General features: G+C 60.2%; 22 protein-coding genes. 12 read left to right on the forward strand and 10 right to left on the reverse strand.

The features are described 5' to 3' along the window. Positions 1-496: 496 nt before the first annotated feature. The 5 genes from VNV36_RS23755 (at position 497) to rlmF (ending at position 7,159) form a co-directional block, all read left to right on the forward strand. Positions 497-1,987 (forward strand): leucyl aminopeptidase, encoded by a 1,491-nt coding sequence (locus tag VNV36_RS23755; protein WP_325721167.1) that lies wholly within the window; start codon positions 497-499, stop codon positions 1,985-1,987. Between the two features lie 58 nt (positions 1,988-2,045). Then, positions 2,046-2,474, forward strand: coding sequence for a DNA polymerase III subunit chi (locus tag VNV36_RS23760; protein ID WP_325721169.1), 429 nt, complete (start codon positions 2,046-2,048; stop codon positions 2,472-2,474). Between the two features lie 8 nt (positions 2,475-2,482). Further along, entirely contained in the window at positions 2,483-2,872 is a 390-nt protein-coding gene (locus tag VNV36_RS23765) for a DNA polymerase III subunit chi (RefSeq protein WP_325721171.1), read from the forward strand. A gap of 196 nt (positions 2,873-3,068) precedes the next feature. Continuing rightward, positions 3,069-5,915: a valine--tRNA ligase gene (locus VNV36_RS23770; RefSeq protein WP_325721173.1), complete on the forward strand. Its 2,847-nt coding sequence runs from the start codon at positions 3,069-3,071 to the stop codon at positions 5,913-5,915. A 224-nt stretch (positions 5,916-6,139) separates the two neighbouring features. Beyond that, positions 6,140-7,159: a 23S rRNA (adenine(1618)-N(6))-methyltransferase RlmF gene (gene rlmF / locus VNV36_RS23775; RefSeq protein ID WP_325721175.1), complete on the forward strand. Its 1,020-nt coding sequence runs from the start codon at positions 6,140-6,142 to the stop codon at positions 7,157-7,159. 191 nt (positions 7,160-7,350) lie between these two features. Here rlmF and VNV36_RS23780 read toward each other — a convergent pair whose 3' ends face one another. After that, positions 7,351-7,632, reverse strand: coding sequence for an HU family DNA-binding protein (locus VNV36_RS23780; protein WP_003221909.1), 282 nt, complete (start codon positions 7,630-7,632; stop codon positions 7,351-7,353). 395 nt (positions 7,633-8,027) lie between these two features. Here VNV36_RS23780 and yejK point away from each other — a divergent pair, with 395 nt between their 5' ends. Continuing rightward, positions 8,028-9,032, forward strand: a complete 1,005-nt coding sequence (gene yejK, locus VNV36_RS23785) for a nucleoid-associated protein YejK (protein ID WP_016771572.1) — start codon at positions 8,028-8,030, stop codon at positions 9,030-9,032. A gap of 169 nt (positions 9,033-9,201) precedes the next feature. Here the strand turns inward: yejK and VNV36_RS23790 are convergent, their stop codons facing one another. From VNV36_RS23790 to VNV36_RS23810, 5 genes are all read right to left on the reverse strand, one after another. Beyond that, positions 9,202-10,137 carry a glutathione S-transferase family protein gene (locus tag VNV36_RS23790; protein ID WP_325721178.1) on the reverse strand — a complete coding sequence of 312 codons (936 nt, stop codon included), beginning with the start codon at positions 10,135-10,137 and terminating at the stop codon, positions 9,202-9,204. A gap of 84 nt (positions 10,138-10,221) precedes the next feature. Then, entirely contained in the window at positions 10,222-10,524 is a 303-nt protein-coding gene (locus VNV36_RS23795; protein WP_325721179.1) for a GIY-YIG nuclease family protein, read from the reverse strand. 40 nt (positions 10,525-10,564) lie between these two features. Continuing rightward, a complete protein-coding gene (locus tag VNV36_RS23800) occupies positions 10,565-11,035 on the reverse strand; it encodes a nuclear transport factor 2 family protein (RefSeq protein ID WP_325721181.1) in 471 nt (156 codons plus the stop codon). Between the two features lie 190 nt (positions 11,036-11,225). Next, positions 11,226-12,530, reverse strand: coding sequence for a CynX/NimT family MFS transporter (locus VNV36_RS23805; protein ID WP_325721183.1), 1,305 nt, complete (start codon positions 12,528-12,530; stop codon positions 11,226-11,228). Continuing rightward, the gene (locus tag VNV36_RS23810) at positions 12,520-13,179 is read right to left on the reverse strand and encodes a FadR/GntR family transcriptional regulator (protein ID WP_325721185.1); all 660 of its coding nucleotides are present in this window, start codon (positions 13,177-13,179) and stop codon (positions 12,520-12,522) included. Before VNV36_RS23810 ends, VNV36_RS23805 begins: the two co-directional genes overlap by 11 nt. A 166-nt stretch (positions 13,180-13,345) precedes the next feature. Here VNV36_RS23810 and VNV36_RS23815 point away from each other — a divergent pair, with 166 nt between their 5' ends. Then, positions 13,346-13,657, forward strand: coding sequence for a type II toxin-antitoxin system MqsR family toxin (locus tag VNV36_RS23815; RefSeq protein ID WP_325721188.1), 312 nt, complete (start codon positions 13,346-13,348; stop codon positions 13,655-13,657). After that, the gene (locus VNV36_RS23820; protein WP_325721190.1) at positions 13,654-14,142 is read left to right on the forward strand and encodes a type II toxin-antitoxin system MqsA family antitoxin; all 489 of its coding nucleotides are present in this window, start codon (positions 13,654-13,656) and stop codon (positions 14,140-14,142) included. Before VNV36_RS23815 ends, VNV36_RS23820 begins: the two co-directional genes overlap by 4 nt. 55 nt (positions 14,143-14,197) lie before the next feature. Here the strand turns inward: VNV36_RS23820 and VNV36_RS23825 are convergent, their stop codons facing one another. From VNV36_RS23825 to VNV36_RS23840, 4 genes are all read right to left on the reverse strand, one after another. Then, positions 14,198-14,962 (reverse strand): amino acid ABC transporter ATP-binding protein, encoded by a 765-nt coding sequence (locus VNV36_RS23825; RefSeq protein ID WP_007957337.1) that lies wholly within the window; start codon positions 14,960-14,962, stop codon positions 14,198-14,200. Positions 14,963-14,975: 13 nt separating this feature from the next. Further along, complete coding sequence (locus VNV36_RS23830; RefSeq protein ID WP_325721194.1) at positions 14,976-16,070, reverse strand: amino acid ABC transporter permease; 1,095 nt, start codon at positions 16,068-16,070, stop codon at positions 14,976-14,978. A 10-nt stretch (positions 16,071-16,080) separates the two neighbouring features. Next, positions 16,081-17,262, reverse strand: a complete 1,182-nt coding sequence (locus tag VNV36_RS23835; RefSeq protein WP_325721197.1) for an amino acid ABC transporter permease — start codon at positions 17,260-17,262, stop codon at positions 16,081-16,083. A gap of 66 nt (positions 17,263-17,328) precedes the next feature. Continuing rightward, positions 17,329-18,360: an amino acid ABC transporter substrate-binding protein gene (locus VNV36_RS23840; RefSeq protein ID WP_325721199.1), complete on the reverse strand. Its 1,032-nt coding sequence runs from the start codon at positions 18,358-18,360 to the stop codon at positions 17,329-17,331. 468 nt (positions 18,361-18,828) lie between these two features. On the opposite strand from VNV36_RS23840, the gene VNV36_RS23845 reads away from it, so the two are divergent. The 4 genes from VNV36_RS23845 (at position 18,829) to VNV36_RS23860 (ending at position 23,397) form a co-directional block, all read left to right on the forward strand. After that, on the forward strand, positions 18,829-19,485 hold the full coding sequence (locus VNV36_RS23845) for an alpha/beta hydrolase (RefSeq protein ID WP_325721201.1): 657 nt from the start codon (positions 18,829-18,831) through the stop codon (positions 19,483-19,485). A 96-nt stretch (positions 19,486-19,581) separates the two neighbouring features. After that, positions 19,582-21,072, forward strand: a complete 1,491-nt coding sequence (gene rhlB, locus VNV36_RS23850; RefSeq protein ID WP_325721203.1) for an ATP-dependent RNA helicase RhlB — start codon at positions 19,582-19,584, stop codon at positions 21,070-21,072. Positions 21,073-21,189: 117 nt separating this feature from the next. Then, entirely contained in the window at positions 21,190-22,134 is a 945-nt protein-coding gene (locus VNV36_RS23855) for an ornithine cyclodeaminase family protein (protein WP_325721205.1), read from the forward strand. Positions 22,135-22,269: 135 nt separating this feature from the next. Next, on the forward strand, positions 22,270-23,397 hold the full coding sequence (locus VNV36_RS23860; RefSeq protein WP_325721207.1) for an NAD(P)/FAD-dependent oxidoreductase: 1,128 nt from the start codon (positions 22,270-22,272) through the stop codon (positions 23,395-23,397). Positions 23,398-23,483: the final 86 nt, after the last annotated feature.

The raw sequence follows: 23,483 nt of genomic DNA on the forward strand, positions 1-23,483 counted from the left end.
AAAAGATGCGGCATTATCCTGTGATTGGGGGCGCCTGTCACTGCGCACACTCATCCATCTCTGTAATCCTTTGCTGATCCTACAACCGAGGGGGCGTTCTCAATTAGTTTTCACACCGCGCCGGGTCTGCTGTTGTGCAGGACAAGGCGCGAGAAGCGTGGTTTGGTCATTCCAAATAAGCTTCGAGCAACGCAGCCCTGCACAACAGCAGGCCCGGCCCTTCGGGTTGTGCCTTAAAGCCGGCCAGTCTGCGTTGCAGGCCTTGGAAAGGGAACAACCATTCCCAGCGGCCTGCGCCTTGCCTGGCTGGCTTTAAGGCGACAACGCGGTGTGAAAACTAATTGAGAACGCCCCCTAGGGTTGTCAGGCGCGGGGAGCGAGGTTCAAACTGCGGCCCTTGTCGCAGGCTTCGGCCTGCGCCTCTTCTACTTAAAAGCAGGCGACTGCGGACAGCGTCGAACGCCTGCGTGTTGACCATTCATTCAGGGATCCGGACATGGAACTGGTTGTAAAAAGCGTTAGCCCAGAAACGTTGAAAACCGCCACCCTGGTGGTTGCCGTCGGCGAAGGCCGCAAACTCGGTGTCGCCGCCAAACTGGTCGACGAGCTGAGCGGCGGTGCGATCAGCGCCGTACTCAAGCGTGGCGATCTGGCCGGCAAGGTCGGTCAGAGCCTGCTGCTACACAGCCCGGCCAATCTGAAAGCCGAGCGCGTGTTGCTGGTCGGCGTGGGCAAGGACGAAGAACTGGGCGACCGTCCGTTGCGCAAAATCGTTGCCGGGATCCTCAATACCCTCAAAGGCCTGGGCGGTGCCGACGCCGTGCTGGCGCTCGATGAAGTCATCGTCAAGGGCCGTGACAGCTACGGCAAGACTCGCCTGCTGGCAGAAACCCTGATCGATGGCAGCTACACCTTCGACCAGTTCAAGAGCCAGAAAGCCGAACCACGCGCGCTGAAAAAAATCACTCTGCTGACCATCAAGGCTGCGCAGGCTGAAGTGCAACGCGCCGTGAATCACGCTACAGCGATTGCCAACGGCATGGCGTTCACCCGTGATCTGGGCAATCTGCCGCCGAATATCTGCCACCCGACGTTCATGGGCGAACAGGCCAAGAACCTCGGCAAAGAGTTCAAGGATCTTAAAGTCGAAGTACTCGACGAAAAGAAGATCAAATCCCTGGGCATGGGCTCGTTCTACGCCGTGGGTCAGGGCAGCGCCCAGCCGCCGCGCCTGATCGTCATGCAATACAACGGTGGCAAGAAATCCGAGAAGCCGTACGCGCTGGTCGGCAAGGGCATCACTTTCGACACCGGCGGCATCAGCCTGAAGCCGGGCGCCGGCATGGACGAGATGAAGTACGACATGGGCGGCGCGGCCAGCGTGTTCGGTACGCTGCGTGCAGTGCTTGAGCTGAAACTGCCGATCAATCTGGTGTGCATCCTCGCCTGCGCCGAAAACATGCCAAGCGGCAACGCTTCGCGTCCGGGCGACATCGTCACCACCATGAGCGGCCAGACCGTGGAAATCCTCAACACCGACGCCGAAGGCCGTCTGGTGCTGTGCGATGCACTGACCTACGCCGAGCGCTTCAAGCCACAAGCGGTGATCGACATCGCTACCCTCACCGGTGCCTGCGTGGTGGCCCTGGGCGCCCACACCTCTGGCCTGTTGGGCAACAACGACGAACTGATCGACCAGTTGCTCAGCGCCGGCAAGGCTGCCGACGACCGCGCCTGGCAACTGCCGCTGTTCGACGAGTATCAAGAGCAACTGGACAGCCCGTTCGCCGACATCGCCAACATTGGCGGGCCGAAAGCCGGCACCATCACCGCTGCGTGCTTCCTGTCGCGCTTCACCAAGAACCTCAACTGGGCGCACCTGGACATCGCCGGCACCGCGTGGACCAGCGGCGGCAAGGACAAGGGCGCCACTGGCCGTCCGGTGCCGTTGCTGACCCAGTACCTGCTGGATCGCGCCAAGGCCTGAACCTGCTGATGGGCGGCGTCACTTTTTCGGTGACGCCGCCTGCCGCTCTGGAACCGCAATGACCCAAGTCGACTTCTATATCCTGCCCAGCGCCGATCCTTCGGCTCGTCTGGATTTTGCCTGCAAGCTCACCGAAAAAGCCTGGCGCATGGGCCACCGCATCTACCTGCACTGCAGCGATTCAGCGCAGCGTGACGATCTCGACGCACGTCTGTGGGCATTCAAGGGCGAAAGCTTCGTGCCCCACGGCCCTGCCGACAGTGAACCGGACGGCTTGATCGTACTGGGACTCGGGGACGACTGCGGCGAGCATCAGGATCTGCTGGTCAATCTCGATCTGAAAGTCCCGACCTTCGCCAGCCAGTTCGCCCGTGTGGCGGAAGTGGTGGTGGAAGATCCGACCATCCGAGCAGCGGCGCGGGAGAGTTTCCGTTTCTACCGCGAACAGGGCTATTCTCTGCAAGACCACCGTTTACAGCGACTCTGAGCACTCCAATGGACACTCCGAAACCGCAACAGAAGTCCGCACACCTGTTGGACGATCTTGAATCGATCCGGCAGTTGCTCGGCGATGACAACCTGCAACCGCCGCTGTTGACCGATACGGTCGATGACAGCGAACAGGAACAGATTCCGATGCTGTTCGATTCCGTCGGCAACCAGCCGGCGGCCGTCGAGCCACCACCCGCGCCGACCCCGGCTGCCCAGGCTACCGCACCGGTCGACAAAGGCCCGGACGCCCTTCTCCATCTGGACAGTGAACTGCGCGCCGCCGCGCAATTGATCATGCAGGACGTGATCGACGACTTCGCCCCGCACATCGAAACCGAAATCAAACGGCGCCTCGATGCGCGAATGGAGCGGCTGCTCGGCCAGTACGAATAAACCCAATCCCCTGTGGGAGCCAGCCTGCTGGCGATAGCATCACCACGGTTTTCCTGAAAACCGCAGTGCCTGCATCGCGAGCAGGCTCACTCCTACATTCAGATCTCCTCCGGACCTCCCCCGCTCGCCCTCGGCACCATGCCCCGCTATACTTCCCGGCTTTTCCTGAATAAATGCCAATAGGGTCCCGCCGCGCATGGATAAGACCTACCAGCCGCACGCCATTGAAACTTCCTGGTACAAGACCTGGGAGTCCGAGAACTACTTCGCCCCGCAAGGCGCGGGCGAGTCCTACACCATCATGATTCCGCCGCCGAACGTCACCGGCAGCCTGCACATGGGTCACGGCTTCAATAACGCGATCATGGACGCGTTGATCCGTTTCCGTCGCATGCAGGGTCGCGACACCCTGTGGCAGCCGGGCACCGACCACGCCGGTATCGCCACGCAGATGCTGGTGGAGCGTCAACTCGAAGCCCAAGGCCAGAATCGTCATGATCTGGGCCGGGAAAAATTCCTCGAGAAAGTCTGGGAGTGGAAAGATCAGTCCGGCGGCAACATCAGCCGGCAGATCCGTCGCCTCGGCTCGTCCGTCGACTGGAGCCGCGAGCGCTTCACCATGGACGACGGTCTGTCGGAAGCGGTGAAAGAAGCGTTCGTGCGTCTGCATGAAGACGGCCTGATCTACCGCGGCAAGCGTCTGGTCAACTGGGACACCAAACTGCACACGGCGATTTCCGACCTCGAAGTGGAAAACCACGACGAGAAAGGTTTCCTGTGGAACCTCAAGTACCCATTGGCCGACGGCGTGAAAACCGCCGAGGGCCATGACTTCCTGATCGTCGCGACCACCCGTCCGGAAACCATGCTCGGCGACTCCGCTGTCGCGGTTAACCCGAACGACGAACGCTACAAAGCGCTGATCGGCAAATTCGTCGAGCTGCCGCTGGTAGGTCGCCGCATCCCGATCATCGCCGACGATTACTGCGACCCTGAATTCGGCACCGGCTGCGTGAAAATCACCCCGGCTCACGATTTCAACGACTACGAAGTCGGCAAGCGTCACAATTTGCCGCTGCTGAATATCTTCGACAAGAACGCCAACGTCTTGCCTGCCGCTCAGGTGTTCAACCTCGACGGCACGCTCAACGACAGCATCGACGGCAAGATTCCGGCGGAGTTCGCTGGCCTGGAGCGCTTCGAAGCACGCAAGCAGATCGTCGCCGCATTCGACGCCGCTGGCCTGTTGGTGAGCATCAACGATCACAACCTGAAGGTGCCGAAGGGTGATCGCTCCGGCACAGTCATCGAGCCGTGGCTGACCGACCAGTGGTACGTATCGACCAAACCGCTGGCCGAACCTGCAATTGCCGCCGTTGAAGACGGCCGTATCCAGTTCGTGCCCAAGCAGTACGAAAACATGTACTTCTCGTGGATGCGCGACATCCAGGACTGGTGCATCAGCCGTCAGCTGTGGTGGGGCCACCGCATTCCGGCCTGGTACGACGAGTCGGGAAAAGTCTACGTCGGCCGCGACGAAGCCGAAGTGCGCGCCAAGCACAACCTTGGCCCGGACGTAGCGCTGCAACAGGACAACGACGTACTCGACACCTGGTTCAGTTCCGGCCTGTGGACTTTCTCGACCCTGGGCTGGCCTGAGCAGACCGAGTTCCTGAAGAAATTCCATTCCACCGACGTGCTGGTCACCGGTTTCGACATCATTTTCTTCTGGGTTGCCCGGATGATCATGATGACCATGCACCTGATGAAGAACGAGGACGGCACGCCGCAGGTTCCGTTCAAGACCGTATACGTGCACGGTCTGGTACGCGACGGCCAAGGCCAGAAGATGTCCAAGTCCAAGGGCAACGTCCTTGACCCGCTGGACATCATCGACGGCATCGACCTCGAGTCGCTGGTGCAGAAACGTACCTCCGGTCTGATGCAGCCGAAACTGGCGAAGAAGATCGAGAAGCAGACCCGCGAAGAGTTCGCCAACGGTATCGAAAGCTACGGCACCGACGCCCTGCGCTTCACTTTCTGCTCGCTGGCCTCGACCGGTCGCGACATCAAGTTCGACATGGGCCGTGTCGAAGGCTATCGCAACTTCTGCAACAAGATCTGGAACGCCGCGCGCTACGTTCTGGACAAGGGCGAAGACTGCGGCCAGAACGGCGAAGCCTACGAGCTGTCGCTGGCTGATCGCTGGATCATCTCTCAACTGCAACGCACCGAAGCCGAAGTGACCCGGCAACTGGATCAGTTCCGTTTCGACCTCGCCGCGCAAGCGCTGTACGAGTTCATCTGGAACCAGTACTGCGACTGGTATCTGGAACTGTCCAAGCCTGTGCTGTGGGACGAGAACGCGCCGGTCGAACGTCAGCGCGGTACCCGCCGTACGCTGGTGCGGGTGCTGGAAGTGGCGTTGCGTCTGGCGCATCCGTTCATGCCGTTCATCACTGAAGAAATCTGGCAGCGCATCGCGCCGCTGGCCGGCGTTCAGGGCAAGACGATCATGCTGCAGCCTTGGCCGGTGGCCAATGAAGAGCGCATCGATCCGGCGGCAGAAAACGACATCGAATGGCTCAAGGAACTGATGCTCGGCACGCGTAACATTCGTGGCGAGATGAACATCGGCCCGGGCAAGCCACTGCCGATCTTCCTGAAGAACGTCAGCGCTGAAGACCAGCGTCGTCTGAGCGAGAACGAAGCGCTGCTGAAGAAGCTGGCGCGTCTGGAATCGATCACCGTCCTGGCCGCTGGCGAAGAAGCACCGCTGTCCGCCACCGCACTGGTCGGCGAGATGGAAGTGCTGGTGCCGATGGCCGGCCTGATCGACAAGGGCGCCGAACTGGCGCGTCTGGACAAGGAAATCCTGCGCTTGCAGGGCGAAGTCCAGCGGGTTGGCGGCAAGCTGTCGAACGCCGGTTTCGTCGACAAGGCCCCGGCCGAAGTCATCGAGAAGGAACGCGCCAAACTGGCCGAGGCCGAACAGGCTCTGGGCAAATTGGCCGAGCAGCATGCGCGGATTGCCAGTCTGTAACGGCAGATCGCACTGAAAAAGGGAGGCCCATGTGGCCTCCCTTTTTTATGCCCACCACATTTCCCCTGTAGGAGCTGCCGAAGGCTGCGATCTTTTGATCTTGTTTTTCAGGATCAAGATCAAAAGATCGCAGCCTTCGGCAGCTCCTACATGGGTTCGGCGTATTCGACGTCAATGTGGGACAATACCCGCCACTTTCAGCCATACCCGAATCGACCACGCCCATGACCGCCCCCCGCACACCCAAACCTGCGCGCAAGAAGCCTGACGCCGCCTCCCCGAGCAAAGCCGTCGAGCCGCGCGCGAAGGCCAGCCTGCACCCGCGCAATCGCCATCAGGGTCGTTACGACTTCCCGGCGCTGATCAAGACCACGCCGGAACTGGCGCAGTACGTGATCACCAACCCGTACGGCAAGGAAAGCATCGACTTCGCCAGCCCCGATGCGGTGCGGGTGTTCAACCGGGCGCTGCTCAAGGCGTTTTATGGCATCCAGCATTGGGACATCCCGGCGGACTACCTCTGCCCACCGGTTCCGGGCCGCGCCGATTACGTGCACTTTCTCGCGGATCTGCTGGCGAGCATGAACGACGGCAAGGTCCCGCGCGGCGCGATCGTCAATGTGCTGGACATCGGCATGGGCGCCAACTGCGTTTATCCGCTGATCGGCAACAGCGAATACCGCTGGCACTTCCTCGGTTCGGAGATCGATCCGACAGCCGTGGCGGCGGCCCGAGCCATCGTGCAGTCCAACGATCTGAGCAAGGTCATCCAGCTGCGCCAGCAGGAGAACCGCAAGCACATCCTCATTGGCTTGCTGGAGCCGGGCGAGCGTTTCGACCTGACCATGTGCAACCCGCCGTTCCACGCGTCGATGGAGGAAGCGACCAAAGGCAGCGAGCGTAAATGGCGCGCCCTGGGCAAGGCAGACCCCAAACGCAAACTGCCGGTGCTGAACTTTGGCGGGCAATCGGCGGAGCTGTGGTGTGAAGGCGGTGAAGCGCGCTTTGTGACGCAGTTGATTGCCGAGAGCGCGAACTTCCAGCACAAGGTGTTGTGGTTCAGCACGCTGGTATCGAAAGCTTCGAATCTGCCGGCCATCGAGACGGCACTGAAGAAGGCTGGCGTGCTGGAGAGCCAGGTCGTGGAGATGTCGCAGGGCCAGAAGCAGAGCCGCTTTGTCGCGTGGACCTTCCAGACCAAGTCCGAGCAGCAGATCTGGCGGCGTGAGCGTTGGGTGCGCTAAGCGTCAGCAGATCCCCTGTGGGAGCGAGCCTGCTCGCGAAGCGATATGTCAGTCGCAATTGAAGGTGACTGACCCACCGCTTTCGCGAGCAGGCTCGCTCCCACATTGACCCGCAACTTGACCATCAAATTGCAGACACAAAAAAACCGTGCCCCGGATCACTCCGAAGCACGGCTTTTTATCGCCGCGTCTTACTTGTTCACAGCGTCGGTCAGGCCTTTGGCCACAACCAGCTTGATCACTTTCTTGGCAGGGATTTCGATGGCAGCGCCAGTCGAAGGGTTACGGCCGGTGCGGGCAGGACGCTCGGTCACTTTCAGCTTGCCGATACCTGGCAAGGTGATTTCGCCGCCGTTTTCCAGCTGATCGGCAACGATTTGGCCCAGTTGGTCCAGAGCGTTACGCGCGGTAGTTTTCGGCGCGTCGATAGCTTCAGCGATGTCGGCGATCAGTTGGTCTTTAGTAAGAGCCATGTAGTGTTCCTTCCCTATCAAATTCATATGGATTGCAGAGTGCAGTGTCAGCCATCGAGCCCGATCTTCTGGATCTGGCACCCTCGGCGATAACCACGACGAGTCGGGTTATAGATGCCGAAATCAGGGTTTGGTTCGACCTGACAAATGCTGAATGCACGCTTAACGCAGTGACTTCGCGCAAGACCGGGCAAAACTAGCACAGCGCCAAGGAAATATCCGCCTCTAGCTACCCATTTGGTCAGCTTTATTGCTCTAAATCGGTAAAAAACTGCATAAGGACGGGCGCGTGCCCCGGTTTTGCCCTACAACCCGCGCCAAAACCAGTGGTTGCGGTACACTGGGCGCTTTTTCGGGGGAGCCTGCCCTCCTCCCTTCCAACAGCCGAGAAGCCCATGCCGATCCGTCATTGCATCGTCCACCTGATCGACAAAAAACCCGACGGCACGCCCGCAGTTCTGCACGCACGCGACTCCGAACTGGCCGAGTCCGCAGCCATCGAAAACATGCTCGCCGACCTCAATGAAAGCTATAACGCCAAACAGGGCAAAGCCTGGGGCCTGTTCCATCCGGAATCCGGCGCGTTCCCGTTCAGCGGCTGGCTGAAGGAATACATGGACGGCGGCCGCGACTTCACCGCATTCAGCAAAGTCGCGGTCGAGCATCTGCAAAAGCTCATGGAAGAATCCAATCTGTCAGTGGGTGGCCATGTGCTGTTCGCCCACTATCAGCAGGGCATGACCGATTACCTGGCGATCGCCCTGCTGCACCACAGCGAAGGCGTGGCGGTGACCGACGAGCTGGACGTGACTCCGTCGCGCCACCTCGACCTCGGTCAATTGCACCTGGCGGCGCGGATCAATGTGTCCGAGTGGCAGAACAACAAACAATCCAAGCAGTACATCTCGTTCATCAAGGGCAAGAATGGCAAGAAGGTCTCGGAATACTTCCGCGACTTCATCGGCTGCCAGGAAGGCGTCGACGGCCCCGGCGAAACCCGCACCCTGCTCAAAGCCTTCAGCGATTTCGTCGAGAGTGAGGACCTGCCGGAGGACTCCGCACGGGAGAAAACCAAGACCCTGGTCGACTACGCCAGCAGCCAGGCCAAGCTCGGCGAACCGATGGGCCTTGAAGAGCTGTCGGAGCTGATCGACGAAGAACGCCCGAAAGCCTTCTACGATCACATCCGCAACAAGGACTACGGCCTGTCGCCAGAGATTCCGGCGGATAAACGCACTCTCAATCAATTCCGCCGTTTCACCGGCCGCGCCGAAGGCTTGTCGATCAGCTTCGAAGCGCACCTGCTGGGTTCGAAAATCGAGTACGACGAAGAGAACGGTACCCTGATCATCAAGGGTCTGCCGACTTCGCTGACTGATCAGTTGAAGCGGCGTAACTGATGCACGGCAATGCGCTGAAGAAGGTTGCCTTGGTGCTGTTGGTGATCGGATTCGACCTCGAAGAAATCCTCGCCGCCTTGAAATAACATCAAGATCAAAAGATCGCAGCCTTCGGCAGCTCCTACACAAGTCTCATGCAGGAGCTGCCGAAGGCTGCGATCTTTTGCTTTTATCTGGCTTCGATCCGGAAACCAAAACGCGGGAAGTGCACATGCACCACACCGCTACGTTCGTCTTCACGACGAATGATCAACTCTTCACTGCCAGCAAACAGCAACTCACCTACGACCGGATCAACCCCGTAATCCGTCGCGGCAATCGCCACTTGCTGACCCGCCTTGAACCCGTTCGGATCAACGAACTGCTCATCCGGCAATGCTGCCGGGGTCGCGTTGCGCGCTACCTCCAGTGCCTCGGTGGAAGACATTTCGCTCGCCGCGCCGTGGCCGAAACCCAGCACCCGCCCCAGCCACGCCGTCACCGCGGGATACTCATCCACCAGCGGTGCCGTCACGTGAGTAGCCTTGAGAAACCACAGCGGATGCGCCAGGGCGAAGTCGGCAATCGATGGTTCGCCAAACAGGAAATCGCCCTGTTCGCGCTGCAGCTGTTGCTCCAGCCGCACCATGATCGTCGGCCATTGATGCCTGGCCTGCTCGGCAGACAGACGCGTGGCGCTGCCGCCGCTGAACAACCCGGCACGGTCAGCCAGAAACGCCTTGATCGCTTCCGGCGGCAACTTGCCGAAACGCACCGCCACCGATTCTGGCTGGAACACCAGACTCACCGCGTGCTGGAACACCACCGAATCGGCCCACGCGGCAAAACTGGCGCTGGTCATTTCCTGGCCTTCGGGGAAGAACGCCGGCAGGGCTTTTTCCTGCTCAAGGCGTCGAGCGATCAACGCTGTGTCGCAATAAATGTCCGCACCGATCTGCAGCACCGGCGTCTTGCGATAGCCGCCGGTCAAGGCCGTCAGATCAGGCTTGGGCATTACCGGAGAAATATGCACCGAACGCCAGGACAGGCCTTTGAAGCCCAGCAGCAGGCGGGCCTTCTCGGCAAACGGAGAGGTCGGGTAATGGTGCAGAATCAACTCGGACATGCTCGGCTCCGCCGCTGGAAAAGTGAATCCGCAGCTTAGCGTGCATTGCCTGACAGGCCTACAGATCTGCCTGATGGGAACCAATCAGTCAGATTGATAAGACGCGACCAGGCATTCCTTGGCGCTTTTTCTGAGCCTTTTGATCAGCCGTTCCTGGCGTAGCGCGTCGCTCTTGTCCAGGCAGCGCTCGGTGTAGACCAGTGCCATGGCCGGACTGGAAAGAAAGAATCGCGCGCCTTTGCCGCTCTGGTGCTTGGCGAAACGACGCACCGGGTCGTCACTGATCCCGCAGTACAGCGAGCCATTGGCTGCACGCACGAGATAGACGAACCAGGACTTGCTCACCGGTTCGACAACATCGACAGTTTTTTCGCTAAGGCTGGTCACTTCGGGATCTGGAGGCGTTGGAAACAGGCCGCTGATCTTATCAGCGACCGGCCTGAAATGCCTTCAGTCCCTTGCGCGCCTGAGCACGTACGGCGTTGCGCACCAGCGGCGTCCAGCCCAGCAATAGCCCCTTCAAGCCCAGTGCCTGACGCGACCAGCGCCACAGATCGAAGTGGTCGTGGTGCTCGCAGATCTTCCCGTCACGGAAGACAAAACGGGCCTGGATATCGTTGACCACGACATTGCCGGTCTGACTGAACAGATAAGTCGCCAGCCAATGCGCGCCACCGGTGCGCTCGTCGGCGCGGACGTTGTCGAAGGTCAGGGAGAAATCCTTGGCCCGGGTGGTGAGCATGCGCCACATGTCGCCGGCATCGCGACCGCGTAACTCGCCAAAGGCTGGATCGCTGAAGACCACGTCGTCGGTGTAGCAGGCGGCCATGGCTTCGGCATCGAGGCGCTGAAAGGCCTGGTAGAAGCGGATGATCAGGGCGCTATGGGCTTCACTCAAGGCAATCTCCAAAGAAATAGGTACAGATTGCCAGCACCATAATCCGCCGCGTGCAGAAACACTATCGGCAATACGCAAAACCCTGGTGGGAGCGAGCCTGCTCGCAAAGGCCATTTAACATTCAACATCTGTATTGACTGAAATACCGCTTTCGCGAGCAGGCTCGCTCCCACAATTGCCATCAACGCATTCAGATCTTTTCGCTTTGCACCTGCACGTACAACGCCCGTCCCGCCCCCAGCCCGGCAAGGATTGCACCGGCCCCGATAATGCCGAAAATCCAGCCCAGTGCATTCCAGCCGCCGGTCCAGTCATGCACCACGCCCACGGCGAACGGTCCCATCGACGCCAGCGTATAGCCAAAGCCCTGGGACATGCTCGACAGGTTCGCCGCGACATGGGAATCGCGCGAGCGCAGCACAATCAGGGTCAACGCCAGACTGAACGTACCGCCCTGCCCCAGCCCGAGCAGAATCGCCCAGCCCCACAGGCCTTCGATCGGCGCGTACAGACAACCGAACAGACCGGCCAGGGTCAGCGCCATCACCACAACGATTGCCGGACGCTGATCCTTGCCACGCGTCGCCAGCCACGGCGCGGCCAGCGAACTGGCCAGTTGAATGATCACTGAACCGGACAGCACCAGCCCCGCCTGGGTCGGCGTCAGCCCGCGCCCGATGAGGATCGACGGCAACCAGCCAAACACGATGTAGGCCAGCGACGATTGCAGGCCCATGTACAAGGTCACTTGCCAGGCCAGCGGGTCACGCAGCAATCCGCGTACGCGATTAGCGACGTTGTGCGCGCCGTGCTTCGAGCCGACTTGCGGCAGCCAGAACACCGCGGCCACCAACGCCGGAATTACCCAGAAACCCAGGCCCATCGCCCAACTGTTATCGAAGTGTTCACTCAACGGCACTGTCGAGCCCGCAGCCATCGCCGCGCCCAGGCACAGGGCCATGGTATAGACGCCGGTCATGGTGCCGGCCTGTTTGGCAAAATCGCGTTTGACGATACCCGGCAGCAGAACGCCGACGATACCGATGCTGGCGCCACCGAGCACGCTGCCGGCGAACAGGCCGATCTCGCCGAAGTTGCTGCGCAGGATGATGCCAGCGGCCAGCGTCAGCACAATCCCCAGCACCACCCGCTCAGCGCCGAAACGCCGCGCCAGAATTGGCGCCAATGGCGCAAACAAGCCCAGGCACAGCACCGGCAACGTGGTCAGCAATCCTGCCTGCGCTGCGGACAGACCAAGGCTTTTGGAGACCTCGCTGAGCAGCGGCGCCATGCTCGACAGCGCCGGGCGCAGGTTCAGCGCCACCAGGATCAGCCCGAGCAGCAACAGCCACGGACGTTTCACCAGTGGTTGGCTGTGCTGCACTTGCTCGTCATCCGCCTCGGCATCGATCAGCAATTGGTCAAGCTCTGCCGTAGGTTTCGGCGCTGTGGGTAATTCACTGCAGGACATGGTTTTCTCGGTTTCAAGGTTCATTGATCAACTGCCTCGACAAGGCTTTGGCCCGTTCCGGGTCGCGTTGCTCGACCGCATCGAGCAAGTCGATGTGCAGGTCGAACACTTCCTGACGGCGCGGGGAAATATTCAGGGTCTGGCGCAATTGCGCGCCGACGATGCTGGAGAAGTAGCGATACAGCTCGCTGAGGGTCGGGTTGTGCGCGGCGTCGACCAAACGCCGGTGAAACACCAGATCGCAGGCAATGTAGGTGTCGAGATCACCGTGGTAGTGGCTGCCGCTGGTGCCGAGCGCTTCACGCAATGCCGCCAGATCCTCATCGGTACGGCGCAACGCCGCCAGGCCGATGGCCTCGACTTCGAGGATGTGCCGGGTTTCCCGGGCCTGATCGAGAGAACAACGAGACAACGCCTTCAGCGTATCCAGCGGATCGACCACCGCGCGCAGATAGCTGCCGTCCCCCTGACGAATTTCAATCAGTCCCGAAAATGCCAGCACGCGCATGGCTTCGCGCACGGTGTTGCGGCTGATGCCCAGCTCGGCGCACAGCTCGGGCTCGGTCGGCAGACGTTCACCTACCTGCCACGCACCGTTGTTGATGCGCTGACGCAGTTGGTCCAAAGCCTGATCGACCAGGGATCGCTTGATCAAAGGGGAAATTTCGGACATGAGCCTCACCTTTTCATCCAATCATAGGATGAATTTTCCGACATGTTAGTCAGACCCATGTAGGACGGCAACCACCTAGGGTCAATCGGAGACACATGGAGCGGCATTTTCGATTGGTCAAAATTACCCTTTAAGGGTAATTTCAGGGACAGGGTTTTGGCTTCTTATGGAAAAGAACACACCCCATTACGACTTGGCGGTGATCAAGTCTGAAGTGAGGCGACTGGGTCCAAATGCTTTCACCAAAACTTCAGTAAGGTCAGCTGAGAAGCTCGGCTTCACCACCAGCGAAATGCAGGAGATTGTTTTCGAGCTACAAACCAGGATGTTGTACAAATCGATGACTACTTATGACGATCATCGAATCTGGCAAGACGTGTATCACATCAATTCACGAGATCAGGAGATTTACATCAAGGTGACATACCGCCCCGGCGGCAGCCCACCGGTGATCTCCTTTAAGGAGAAAAACCCATGAAAACCCAGCAATGTGTCAGCTGCGGTGCGCGTGAGGAAATGAGGCATTTTCAGGGGCGCGGCGAAACCCTGAGAGTCAAAGGCATGGAGCGTCGTGTCGATAATCTTTCTGGCTGGGAATGCCAGAAGTGCGGCGAGATCGAATGGGACCCCGACACCGATAGTGCGCAGCGGTATTGCAACGCAGGTGATGAGTTGGTTATCGCTGCGAGGCAAATGATGGGTGACGAGATGAAGCGTATCCGTCGCAAATTGCACCTGACGCAAAAAGAGACGGTGCAACTGCTGTCTGGGGGTGGGCATAACGCATTCTCTCGCTATGAACGCGGCGATGTATTGCCGCCCAAGGCGCTCATTTTGTTGATGCGTTTATTGGATCGTTACCCGTACTTGCTAACCGATGTGAAGACTCTCGGCGAAGGTGCAGATTTGAGAGGTTTCGAGCACATCGTCCATAAAGAACACGAATTCCTCTCCGTCTCCTGACCCCCCAAAAAAAACCAACCCGGCACATCGCCGGGTTGGTTTTACGCAACCACCATCAATGCAAAATCTGACTCAAGAACAACTTGGTCCGATCATTCTGCGGATTGTCGAAGAAGTCGTTCGGCGCCGCCTGTTCCACGATCTCGCCCTTGTCCATGAAGATCACGCGATTGGCCACGGTGCGCGCAAAGCCCATTTCGTGGGTTACGCAGAGCATGGTCATGCCGTCTTCGGCCAGACCGATCATGGTGTCCAGCACCTCTTTCACCATCTCCGGATCGAGCGCTGATGTCGGTTCGTCGAACAACATGATTTTCGGCTTCATGCACAGGGCGCGGGCGATCGCCACGCGCTGCTGCTGACCGCCGGACAGTTGTCCCGGATATTTATGCGCCTGCTCCGGAATGCGTACGCGCTCCAGATAGTGCATGGCAATTTCTTCGGCCTTGCGCTTGGGCATCTTGCGCACCCACATCGGCGCCAGGGTGCAGTTCTGCAGAATCGTCAGGTGCGGGAACAGGTTGAAGTGCTGGAAGACCATGCCGACTTCACGGCGGATCGCTTCGATCTGCTTGAGGTCGTTGGTCAGTTCCACGCCATCGACGACGATGCGGCCCTGCTGGTGTTCTTCCAGACGATTGAGGCAGCGAATCGTGGTCGATTTGCCGGAGCCCGAGGGGCCGCACAGGACGATACGCTCGCCCTGTCTGACGTTGAGGTTGATGTCTTTGAGCACGTGAAACTGGCCGTACCACTTGTTCACGCCTTGCATCTGGATGATGCCTTCCGGACCCACAGGCTTTTTGATTGCTTCGCTCATTTACAGAGAACTCCTAACGCTTGTGGCCAGTGTCGAGCTTGCGTTCCAGATGCATGGAATAGCGCGACATACCAAAACAGAAAATCCAGAACACCAGGGCGGCGAACACGTAGCCTTCGGTGGCCATGCCCAGCCATTTCGGGTCGGCAGCAGCTTGCTTGACGCTGTTGAGCAGGTCGAACAGGCCGATGATGATCACCAGACTGGTGTCCTTGAACAGCGCGATAAAGGTGTTGACGATGCCGGGGATCACCAGCTTCAGGGCTTGCGGCAGAATCACCAGGCCCATCGAGCGCCAGTAGCCGAGGCCCATCGCCGCAGCCGCTTCATACTGACCCTTGGGGATCGCTTGCAGACCGCCACGCACCACTTCGGCGACGTAGGCCGACTGGAACAGAATCACGCCGATCAGCGCCCGCAGCAGTTTGTCGAAGTTCATGCCTTCGGGCAGAAACAACGGCAGCATCACCGAGGACATGAACAACACCGTGATCAACGGTACGCCGCGCCAGAACTCGATGAAGGTCACGCAGACCACGCGAATCGCCGGCATGTTCGACCGCCGCCCCAGCGCCAGCACGATACCCAGCGGCAACGCTCCGGCGATGCCGACGGTGGCGATCACCAGCGTCAGCATCAGGCCGCCCCACTGGCTGGTCGGCACGGTGCTCAGACCGAAACCGCCGTGCAGCAAGGTGAAAGCGATGATCGGGTACAGCACCAGGAAGCTCAGGCCATAGACCGCTTTACGCGGCATGCGCGAGATGAACAGTGGCGCCGCGCCGATGACCGCCAGCCACACGGTCAGGTCGACGCGCCAGCGCAGTTCGGTCGGGTAATAGCCATACATGAACTGGCCGAAACGCTGCTGAATGAACACCCAGCAGGCGCCTTCCTTGGTGCAGTCGGCGCGGGTGGTGCCTACCCAGTTGGCATCGACGATGGCCCAACTGAGGATCGGCGGCACGACCAGGTAAATCAGGTAGAACGCAAACAGCGTCAGCAGGGTGTTGAGCCAGCTGGAAAACATGTTCGCGCGCATCCACGCCACCACGCCGATGCTGCTGTTGGGTGGGGGCATGTCGGGTTTGAAAGTATGAGTACTCATGCGCTTTTCCTTACCGCTCGATCAGCGCAATGCGCTTGTTGTACCAGTTCATCAGCAGGGAAATGCTGATACTGATCGCCAGGTACACACTCATCGTGATGGCAATCACTTCGATGGCCTGACCGGTCTGGTTGAGCACGGTGCCGGCGAACAGCGAAACCATTTCCGGGTAACCGATACCGGCCGCCAGCGAGGAGTTTTTCGCCAGGTTGAGGTACTGGCTGGTCAGCGGCGGAATGATCACGCGCAGGGCTTGCGGAATGATCACCTTGCGCAGGGTCGGGCCGTTGCGCAGGCCGAGCGAACGCGCCGCCTCGGTCTGGCCGTGGCTGACCGACTTGATCCCGGAACGCACGATCTCGGCAATGAACGCTGCGGTGTACACGGTGAGGGCCAGGGTCAATGCCAGCAGTTCCGGGATCAGCACCCAGCCGCCGACGAAGTTGAAACCCTTGAGCTCAGGCATTTCCCAGTGCAGCGGAGCACCGAAGATCAGCGCGCACAAAGTCGGGATCACCAGCAGAATCGCCAGGCCGGCCCAGAACTTGTGAAACGGTACGCCGGTTTCTTCGAAGCGCTTGTTGGCCCAGCGGCACATCAGCACGATACCGACGATGGCCAAGACGACGCTGATCACGAACGCCCAGAAGCCGTCGGCGGCAAGAGCGGCCGGCATATTCAGGCCACGACTGCTGACGAAGAACGTGTCGCCGAAGTTGTGGCTGTTGCGCGGCCCCGGCATGGTCAGGAACACCGCGAAGTACCAGAACAGGATCTGCAGCAGCGGCGGAATATTGCGGAACACTTCCACATACACTGTCGCCAGTCTGGCAATGATCCAGTTCTGCGACAGCCGTGCCACGCCGATGATGAACCCGAGGATCGTCGCCAGGATCACGCCGATAAAGGTCACCAACAGGGTGTTGAGCAGGCCGATGACAAACACTCGGGCATAGCTGTCCGCTTCGGTGTAGTCGATCAGGTGTTGAGCGATGCCGAACCCGGCACTGCGCTCCAGAAAGCTGAAACCGGACGTGATGCCGCGGTGTTCAAGGTTGGTTTGCGTATTGTCGAACAGGTACCAGCCAAGCGAGACCACCGCCACAACGGTGATGATCTGGAATAGCCACGCACGCACTCGTGGATCGCTGAGGCTGAGCCTCTGCTTTGGTGCGCCGATAGAATTTTGCATGAAGTGCCCCGCAAGAAATGGAACAAGAACATCACCCGGCGGTTGGCCCGCCGGGCGATAGAACCATTAGCGCACTGGTGGTGCGTACTGAATGCCGCCGTTGTTCCACAGGGCGTTCAGGCCACGGTCGATTTCCAGCGGAGTGCTCTTGCCGAGGTTTTTCTCGAAGATTTCACCGTAGTTGCCGACTTGCTTGACGATCTGCACAACCCAGTCCTTCGGCAGTTTCAGGTCTTTGCCGTACTCGCCGTCAGCCCCGAGCATACGGGCCACGTCCGGGTTTTTGGTCGACTTGGCTTCAGCTTCGACGTTCTTCGAAGTGATGCCGGCTTCTTCGGCATTGAGCAGCGCGTAACCAGTCCAACGCACGATGGCCAGCCACTCGTCGTCGCCATTACGCACGACCGGACCCAGTGGTTCTTTGGAAATGGTTTCCGGCAGAACCACGTAGTCCTTCGGCGAGGCCAGCTTGCTGCGCTGGGCGAACAGCTGGGACTTGTCGGAGGTCAGCACGTCGCAACGACCGGATTCCAGCGACTTGGCGCTTTCATCGGAGGTGTCGAACGTGATCGGGGTGTATTTCAGACCGTTGCCACGGAAGTAGTCGGACACGTTCAGCTCGGTGGTGGTACCGGCCTGGATGCAGATGGTTGCGCCGTCGAGTTCCTTGGCACTCTTCACGCCCAGCTTGTTGTTCACCAAAAAGCCGATGCCGTCGTAGTAGGTGATGAAGCCCGGGAATTTCAGGCCCATGCCCGCGTCACGGGAGCTGGTCATGGTGGTGTTGCGCGACAGGATGTCGATCTCGCCGGACTGCAGCGCGGTGAAGCGCTCCTTGGCGTTCAACTGGCTGAACTTGACCTTGCTGGCGTCGCCGAAAACGGCTGCTGCCACAGCGCGGCAAACGTCGGCGTCGATGCCGAGAATCTTGCCGGTTGCATCCGGTACCGAGAAGCCCGGCAGACCGTCGCTCACGCCACACTGCACGAAACCTTTTTTCTGTACCGCATCCAGGGTTGCACCCGCCTGAGCGAACCCGCTGACACCGAGTACCGCGGCAGCAGTCACGACCGCCAGAGTGGATTTCAACATCTTCATTCAAACCTCCAGTTTTGCTCTTGTTGTGTCGGAGCTTGAGTCCAGTCGCACCCTTTTGAGGCGTTGTTGACCCGTGTTGGCTTTTTTTGGGGTCAACCGACGCAAGACCTTCGCTATGAGTCTATTGGGAGAAAATCCACAGCATGGATCACTCACTTCTCACCAATCGGCCGAACGGGCTGTAGCCCTTTCACGTTCGCTAAGCCCGTAGCGGCCATTGGCGAACATCCATCACCGGATTCGTTGCAATCCCGCCGCGCGGCTTACACTGATAGTGTTACCGCCACGCAACGGATGCTTCGTACGCAGACCTGCATAGCAAAGCCCGTACCACACCGCTTGCGAAAGCGATTGCGCGACACGTCAATAGCAAAACTTGTAACCTTGCGACATCTTCTTAACGGATCAACCGGGCGCGCACTTCAATCACGCACTCAATGAGAGCGCCCGCACTTTTTTGGAGCAGACATGACCGAGCCCTTGATTCTTCAGCCTGTTAAGCCCGCGGACGCCTGCGTGATCTGGCTGCACGGCCTCGGCGCCGACCGTTACGACTTCCTGCCGGTGGCCGAGGCGTTGCAGGAAAGCCTGCTGAGCACACGTTTCGTACTCCCACAGGCGCCGACTCGTCCGGTGACGATAAATGGCGGATATGCCATGCCCAGCTGGTACGACATCAAGGCCATGAGCCCGGCCCGGGCGATCGACCGCGACGAGCTGGAAGCCTCCGCTGATCGCATCATCGAACTGATCGATAGCGAGCGCGCCAGCGGAATAGACGCCTCACGGATTTTTCTCGCCGGGTTTTCCCAGGGCGGCGCGGTGGTTTTGCACACCGCATTTCTGAAATGGCAGGGAGCATTGGGTGGCGTTCTGGCGTTGTCGACTTACGCACCGACTTTCAGCGACGAACTGCAATTATCCGCCAGCCAGCAGCGCATTCCGGTGCTCTCTCTGCATGGTCAGTTCGATAACGTGGTGCAGAACTCGATGGGCCGCAGCGCTTACGAGCATTTGAAGCAGCATGGTGTCACCGTGACATGGCAGGAATACCCAATGGAGCACGAAGTGTTACCTGAAGAGATTCGCGACATCGGCGTCTGGCTGAGCGAACGCCTGCGCTGATTGTCGGCCGACGTCTGCCCATTGATCCCTCCCACTACGCCGCGCCCGTTTCTTGCATTACACTGGCCGGCGTACATTCCTTAACCAATTGATGAGATGACCGTGCTCAAAGCACTCAAGAAAATGTTCGGTAAAAGCGAGGCTGAGCAGCTCGCGCCAGTTTCCAGCGCGCCGTCGCACGCCCCCGGTCATCGCACCGATGCCCCGCAGGCCGACCGCCCCGCTCGTGTAGCGGCCCCCAAGCCAGCACCAGAACAACCGCCGAAACCGGCTCCTGCCGCGCCAATTGCCGCCGAATCGGCGCGCGGCGAAGCACCGAAACCGGCCCGCCCACGTCGCGAACCGAAGCCCAAGGCTGCCGTTATTCCGTGGAAACTCGAAGACTTCGTCGTCGAACCCCAGGAAGGCAAAACCCGTTTTCACGATTTCAAGCTCGCCCCGGAACTGATGCACGCCATTCAGGACCTGGGCTTTCCGTATTGCACGCCGATCCAGGCGCAGGTGCTGGGTTTCACCCTCGCCGGCAAAGACGCCATCGGCCGCGCGCAGACCGGCACCGGCAAGACCGCCGCGTTCCTGATCTCGATCATCACGCAGCTGCTGCAGACGCCGCCGCCGAAAGAGCGCTACATGGGCGAACCGCGCGCGCTGATCATCGCGCCGACCCGTGAGCTGGTGGTGCAGATCGCCAAGGACGCGGCCGACCTGACCAAGTACACCGGCCTCAACGTGATGACGTTCGTTGGTGGCATGGACTTCGATAAACAGCTCAAGCACCTCGAAGCACGCCACTGCGACATTCTCGTCGCTACACCGGGGCGCTTGCTCGACTTCAACCAGCGCGGCGACGTGCACCTGGACATGGTCGAAGTGATGGTGCTGGACGAAGCCGACCGCATGCTCGACATGGGTTTCATCCCGCAGGTGCGGCAGATCATTCGCCAGACACCGCCGAAGTCCGAGCGCCAGACCCTGCTGTTCTCCGCGACCTTCACCGAAGACGTGATGAACCTCGCCAAGCAGTGGACCACCGACCCGGCCATCGTCGAAATCGAAATCACCAACGTCGCCAACGAAAACGTCGAGCAGCACATCTATGCGGTGGCCGCTGCCGACAAGTACAAGTTGCTCTACAACCTGGTCAACGATAACGGTTGGGAGCGGGTCATCGTGTTTGCCAACCGCAAGGACGAAGTGCGCCGCATCGAAGAGCGCCTGGTGCGTGACGGCATCAACGCTGCGCAGCTGTCCGGCGACGTGCCGCAGCACAAGCGCATCAAGACTCTGGAAGGTTTCCGCGAAGGCAAGATTCGCGTGCTGGTGGCCACCGATGTTGCCGGTCGCGGCATCCACATCGACGGCATCAGCCACGTGATCAACTTTACCCTGCCGGAAGTCCCGGACGACTACGTGCACCGCATTGGCCGCACCGGTCGCGCGGGCGCCGACGGTGTATCGATCAGCTTCGCCGGCGAGGACGACTCCTACCAGTTGCCGTCCATCGAAGAAAAGCTCGGTCGCAAGATCAGCTGCGAAACGCCACCAACGCATCTGCTGCGGGCGGTAGAGCGCAAGCGCCCGCAGTAAGTACCGCGACACAGAAAAGCGCAGCCGGACACGGACTGCGCTTTTTTTTTGCCCGGCGGTTGCCAGCCAGAACTAAAAGTCCATAATGGAAAAATAAGTTTAGTTTTGGAGCGCGAAATGTCCACTACGCCCTATGTGATCAACTCAGCGCAGGCCCGTGAACTGCTATCCCGCATCGACGTGCCGCAAATCCTGCGCAAGCTGTTTCGCGATCTCGCGGCAGGCACCGCCGTGCAACCGGCGCAGCAACTGGTGGAATTCCCGCAAGGTGCCGGCGACTTCATCAATTATCTCGGGGTGCTGGCCGCAGACGGCGTCTACGGTGTGAAGACCTCGCCGTATATCGTGCGCGAGCAGGGTGCTCTGGTGACGGCGTGGACATTGTTGATGTCGATGAAAACCGGTCAGCCGCTGTTGCTTTGTGATGCCGGTGAATTGACCACCGCCCGCACCGCCGCGACCACGGCTGTCGCAGTCGACGCCCTCGCCCCGTTGAATGCCCGACGACTGGCGATCATAGGCAGCGGCAAGATCGCCCAGGCGCATCTGCACTACGTGAAGTCGTTGCGTGACTGGCAGAGCGTCAGCCTGTACTCGCCGTCCCTGCGCGAAGATGCTGAAACACAAGCGGTGTTGAAAGCCATCGCGCCGGCACTGAAGATTGCCGACAGCCGTGAGGCCGCCATCGCCGATGCCGACGTGATCATGCTCTGCACGTCGTCTGCCGGGCCGGTGATCGATCCGGCGCAGTTGCACAAACCGGCGCTGATCACCTCGATCAGTACCAACGCCCCACGCGCCCACGAAGTGCCGCCGGGCAGCCTCAACGAAATGCAGGTGTTCTGCGACTACCGTCTGACTACGCCGGGGTCGGCGGGCGAGATGTTGATTGCGGCCGAGCAGCATGGCTGGGACAAGGACTCGATCGCCGGTGACCTCGCCGACTTGCTCAGCGCGAAAGTCCCGCGCCCGGATTACCAGCGGCACGTGTTCTTCCGCTCGATTGGTCTGGGGCTGGAAGACATTGCTTTGGCCAATGCGGTTTATCACCTGCACCACTGACGCCACACATCCCCTGTAGGAGCTGCCGAAGGCTGCGATCTTTTGATCCTGTTTTTTCAAGGTCAAGATCAAAAGATCGCAGCCTCGTTTCACTCGACAGCTCCTACAGAGTCCTCGATCACTTGGGAGAGTTTCATGAACCACGCAGATTTCATCATCATCGGCGGCGGGATTGCCGGCGCGTCCACCGGATTCTGGCTGGCACCCCACGGCAAAGTGATCGTGCTCGAGCGTGAATCGCACCCGGCCTATCACTCCACCGGCCGCTCTGCCGCACTGTTCACTGCCGCCTACGGCACCGCACAGGTACGCGCGCTCACCCAGGCCAGCCGCGCCTTCTTCGATCACCCACCGGCAGGTTTCTGCGAGCACCCGCTGCTGACCCCGCGCGGCGAAATGACCGTGGACTTCGTCGGTGACCCGGCCGAACTGAACAACCAATACCTCAGCGCCAAAGCCACGGTGCCCGAGATGCAACTGCTCAGCGCCGAAGAAGCCTGTGCGCGGTTGCCTGTCCTGCGCCGGGAAAAAGTCCACGGCGCGATCTATGATCCGTCAGCCTCTGACATCGACACCGACGCGCTGCATCAGGGTTACCTGCGTGGCATCCGGCGCAATCACGGCCAAGTGCACACCGATTGCGAAGTGCTCGGCCTGAGCCGCGACGCCGATGGCCTCTGGCAGGTGCAGACCACTGGTGAAACGTTCAGCGCGCCGGTGATCATCAACGCCGCCGGCGCCTGGGCCGACAGGATCGCCGCACTGGCCGGCGCGCAACCGCTGGGCGTGCAACCGAAACGCCGCGCCGCGTTCATCTTCGCCGGCCCCGAAGGCGTGGATATCCACCACTGGCCGATGCTGGTCAGTCTCGACGAATCGTTCTACATGAAGCCCGACGCCGGCATGTTCCTCGGCTCGCCGGCGAACGCCGATCCGGTCGAACCTCACGATGTGCAGCCGGAAGAGCTCGACATCGCCATGGGCATCTACCAGATCGAAGAAGCCACCACGCTGACCATCCGCCGGCCGACCCGCACCTGGGCCGGGCTGCGCAGTTTCGTCGCCGACGGCGATCTGCTCAGCGGTTTCGATCCGCAGGTGCCGGGGCTGTTCTGGGTCGCCGCGCAAGGGGGCTACGGTATTCAGACCTCGCCGGCGATGGGCCAGGCCAGTGCTGCGCTGGTGCGCGGCGAGCCGCTACCCGAGCACTTGCAGAAGTTCGGCCTCGACAGCGCCATGCTCTCCCCTGCCCGACTCGCCTGAGCGTACCGGCGGATGACTCGCCGAAAAGATTGCGGCAAACTCGCAGCGCCCCGGCACAAGGGGCGCTGACGCTGCCTGGAGCTCCA

Origin of the sequence: Pseudomonas sp. (assembly GCF_035554175.1) — a bacterium.
GTDB lineage: Bacteria > Pseudomonadota > Gammaproteobacteria > Pseudomonadales > Pseudomonadaceae > Aquipseudomonas.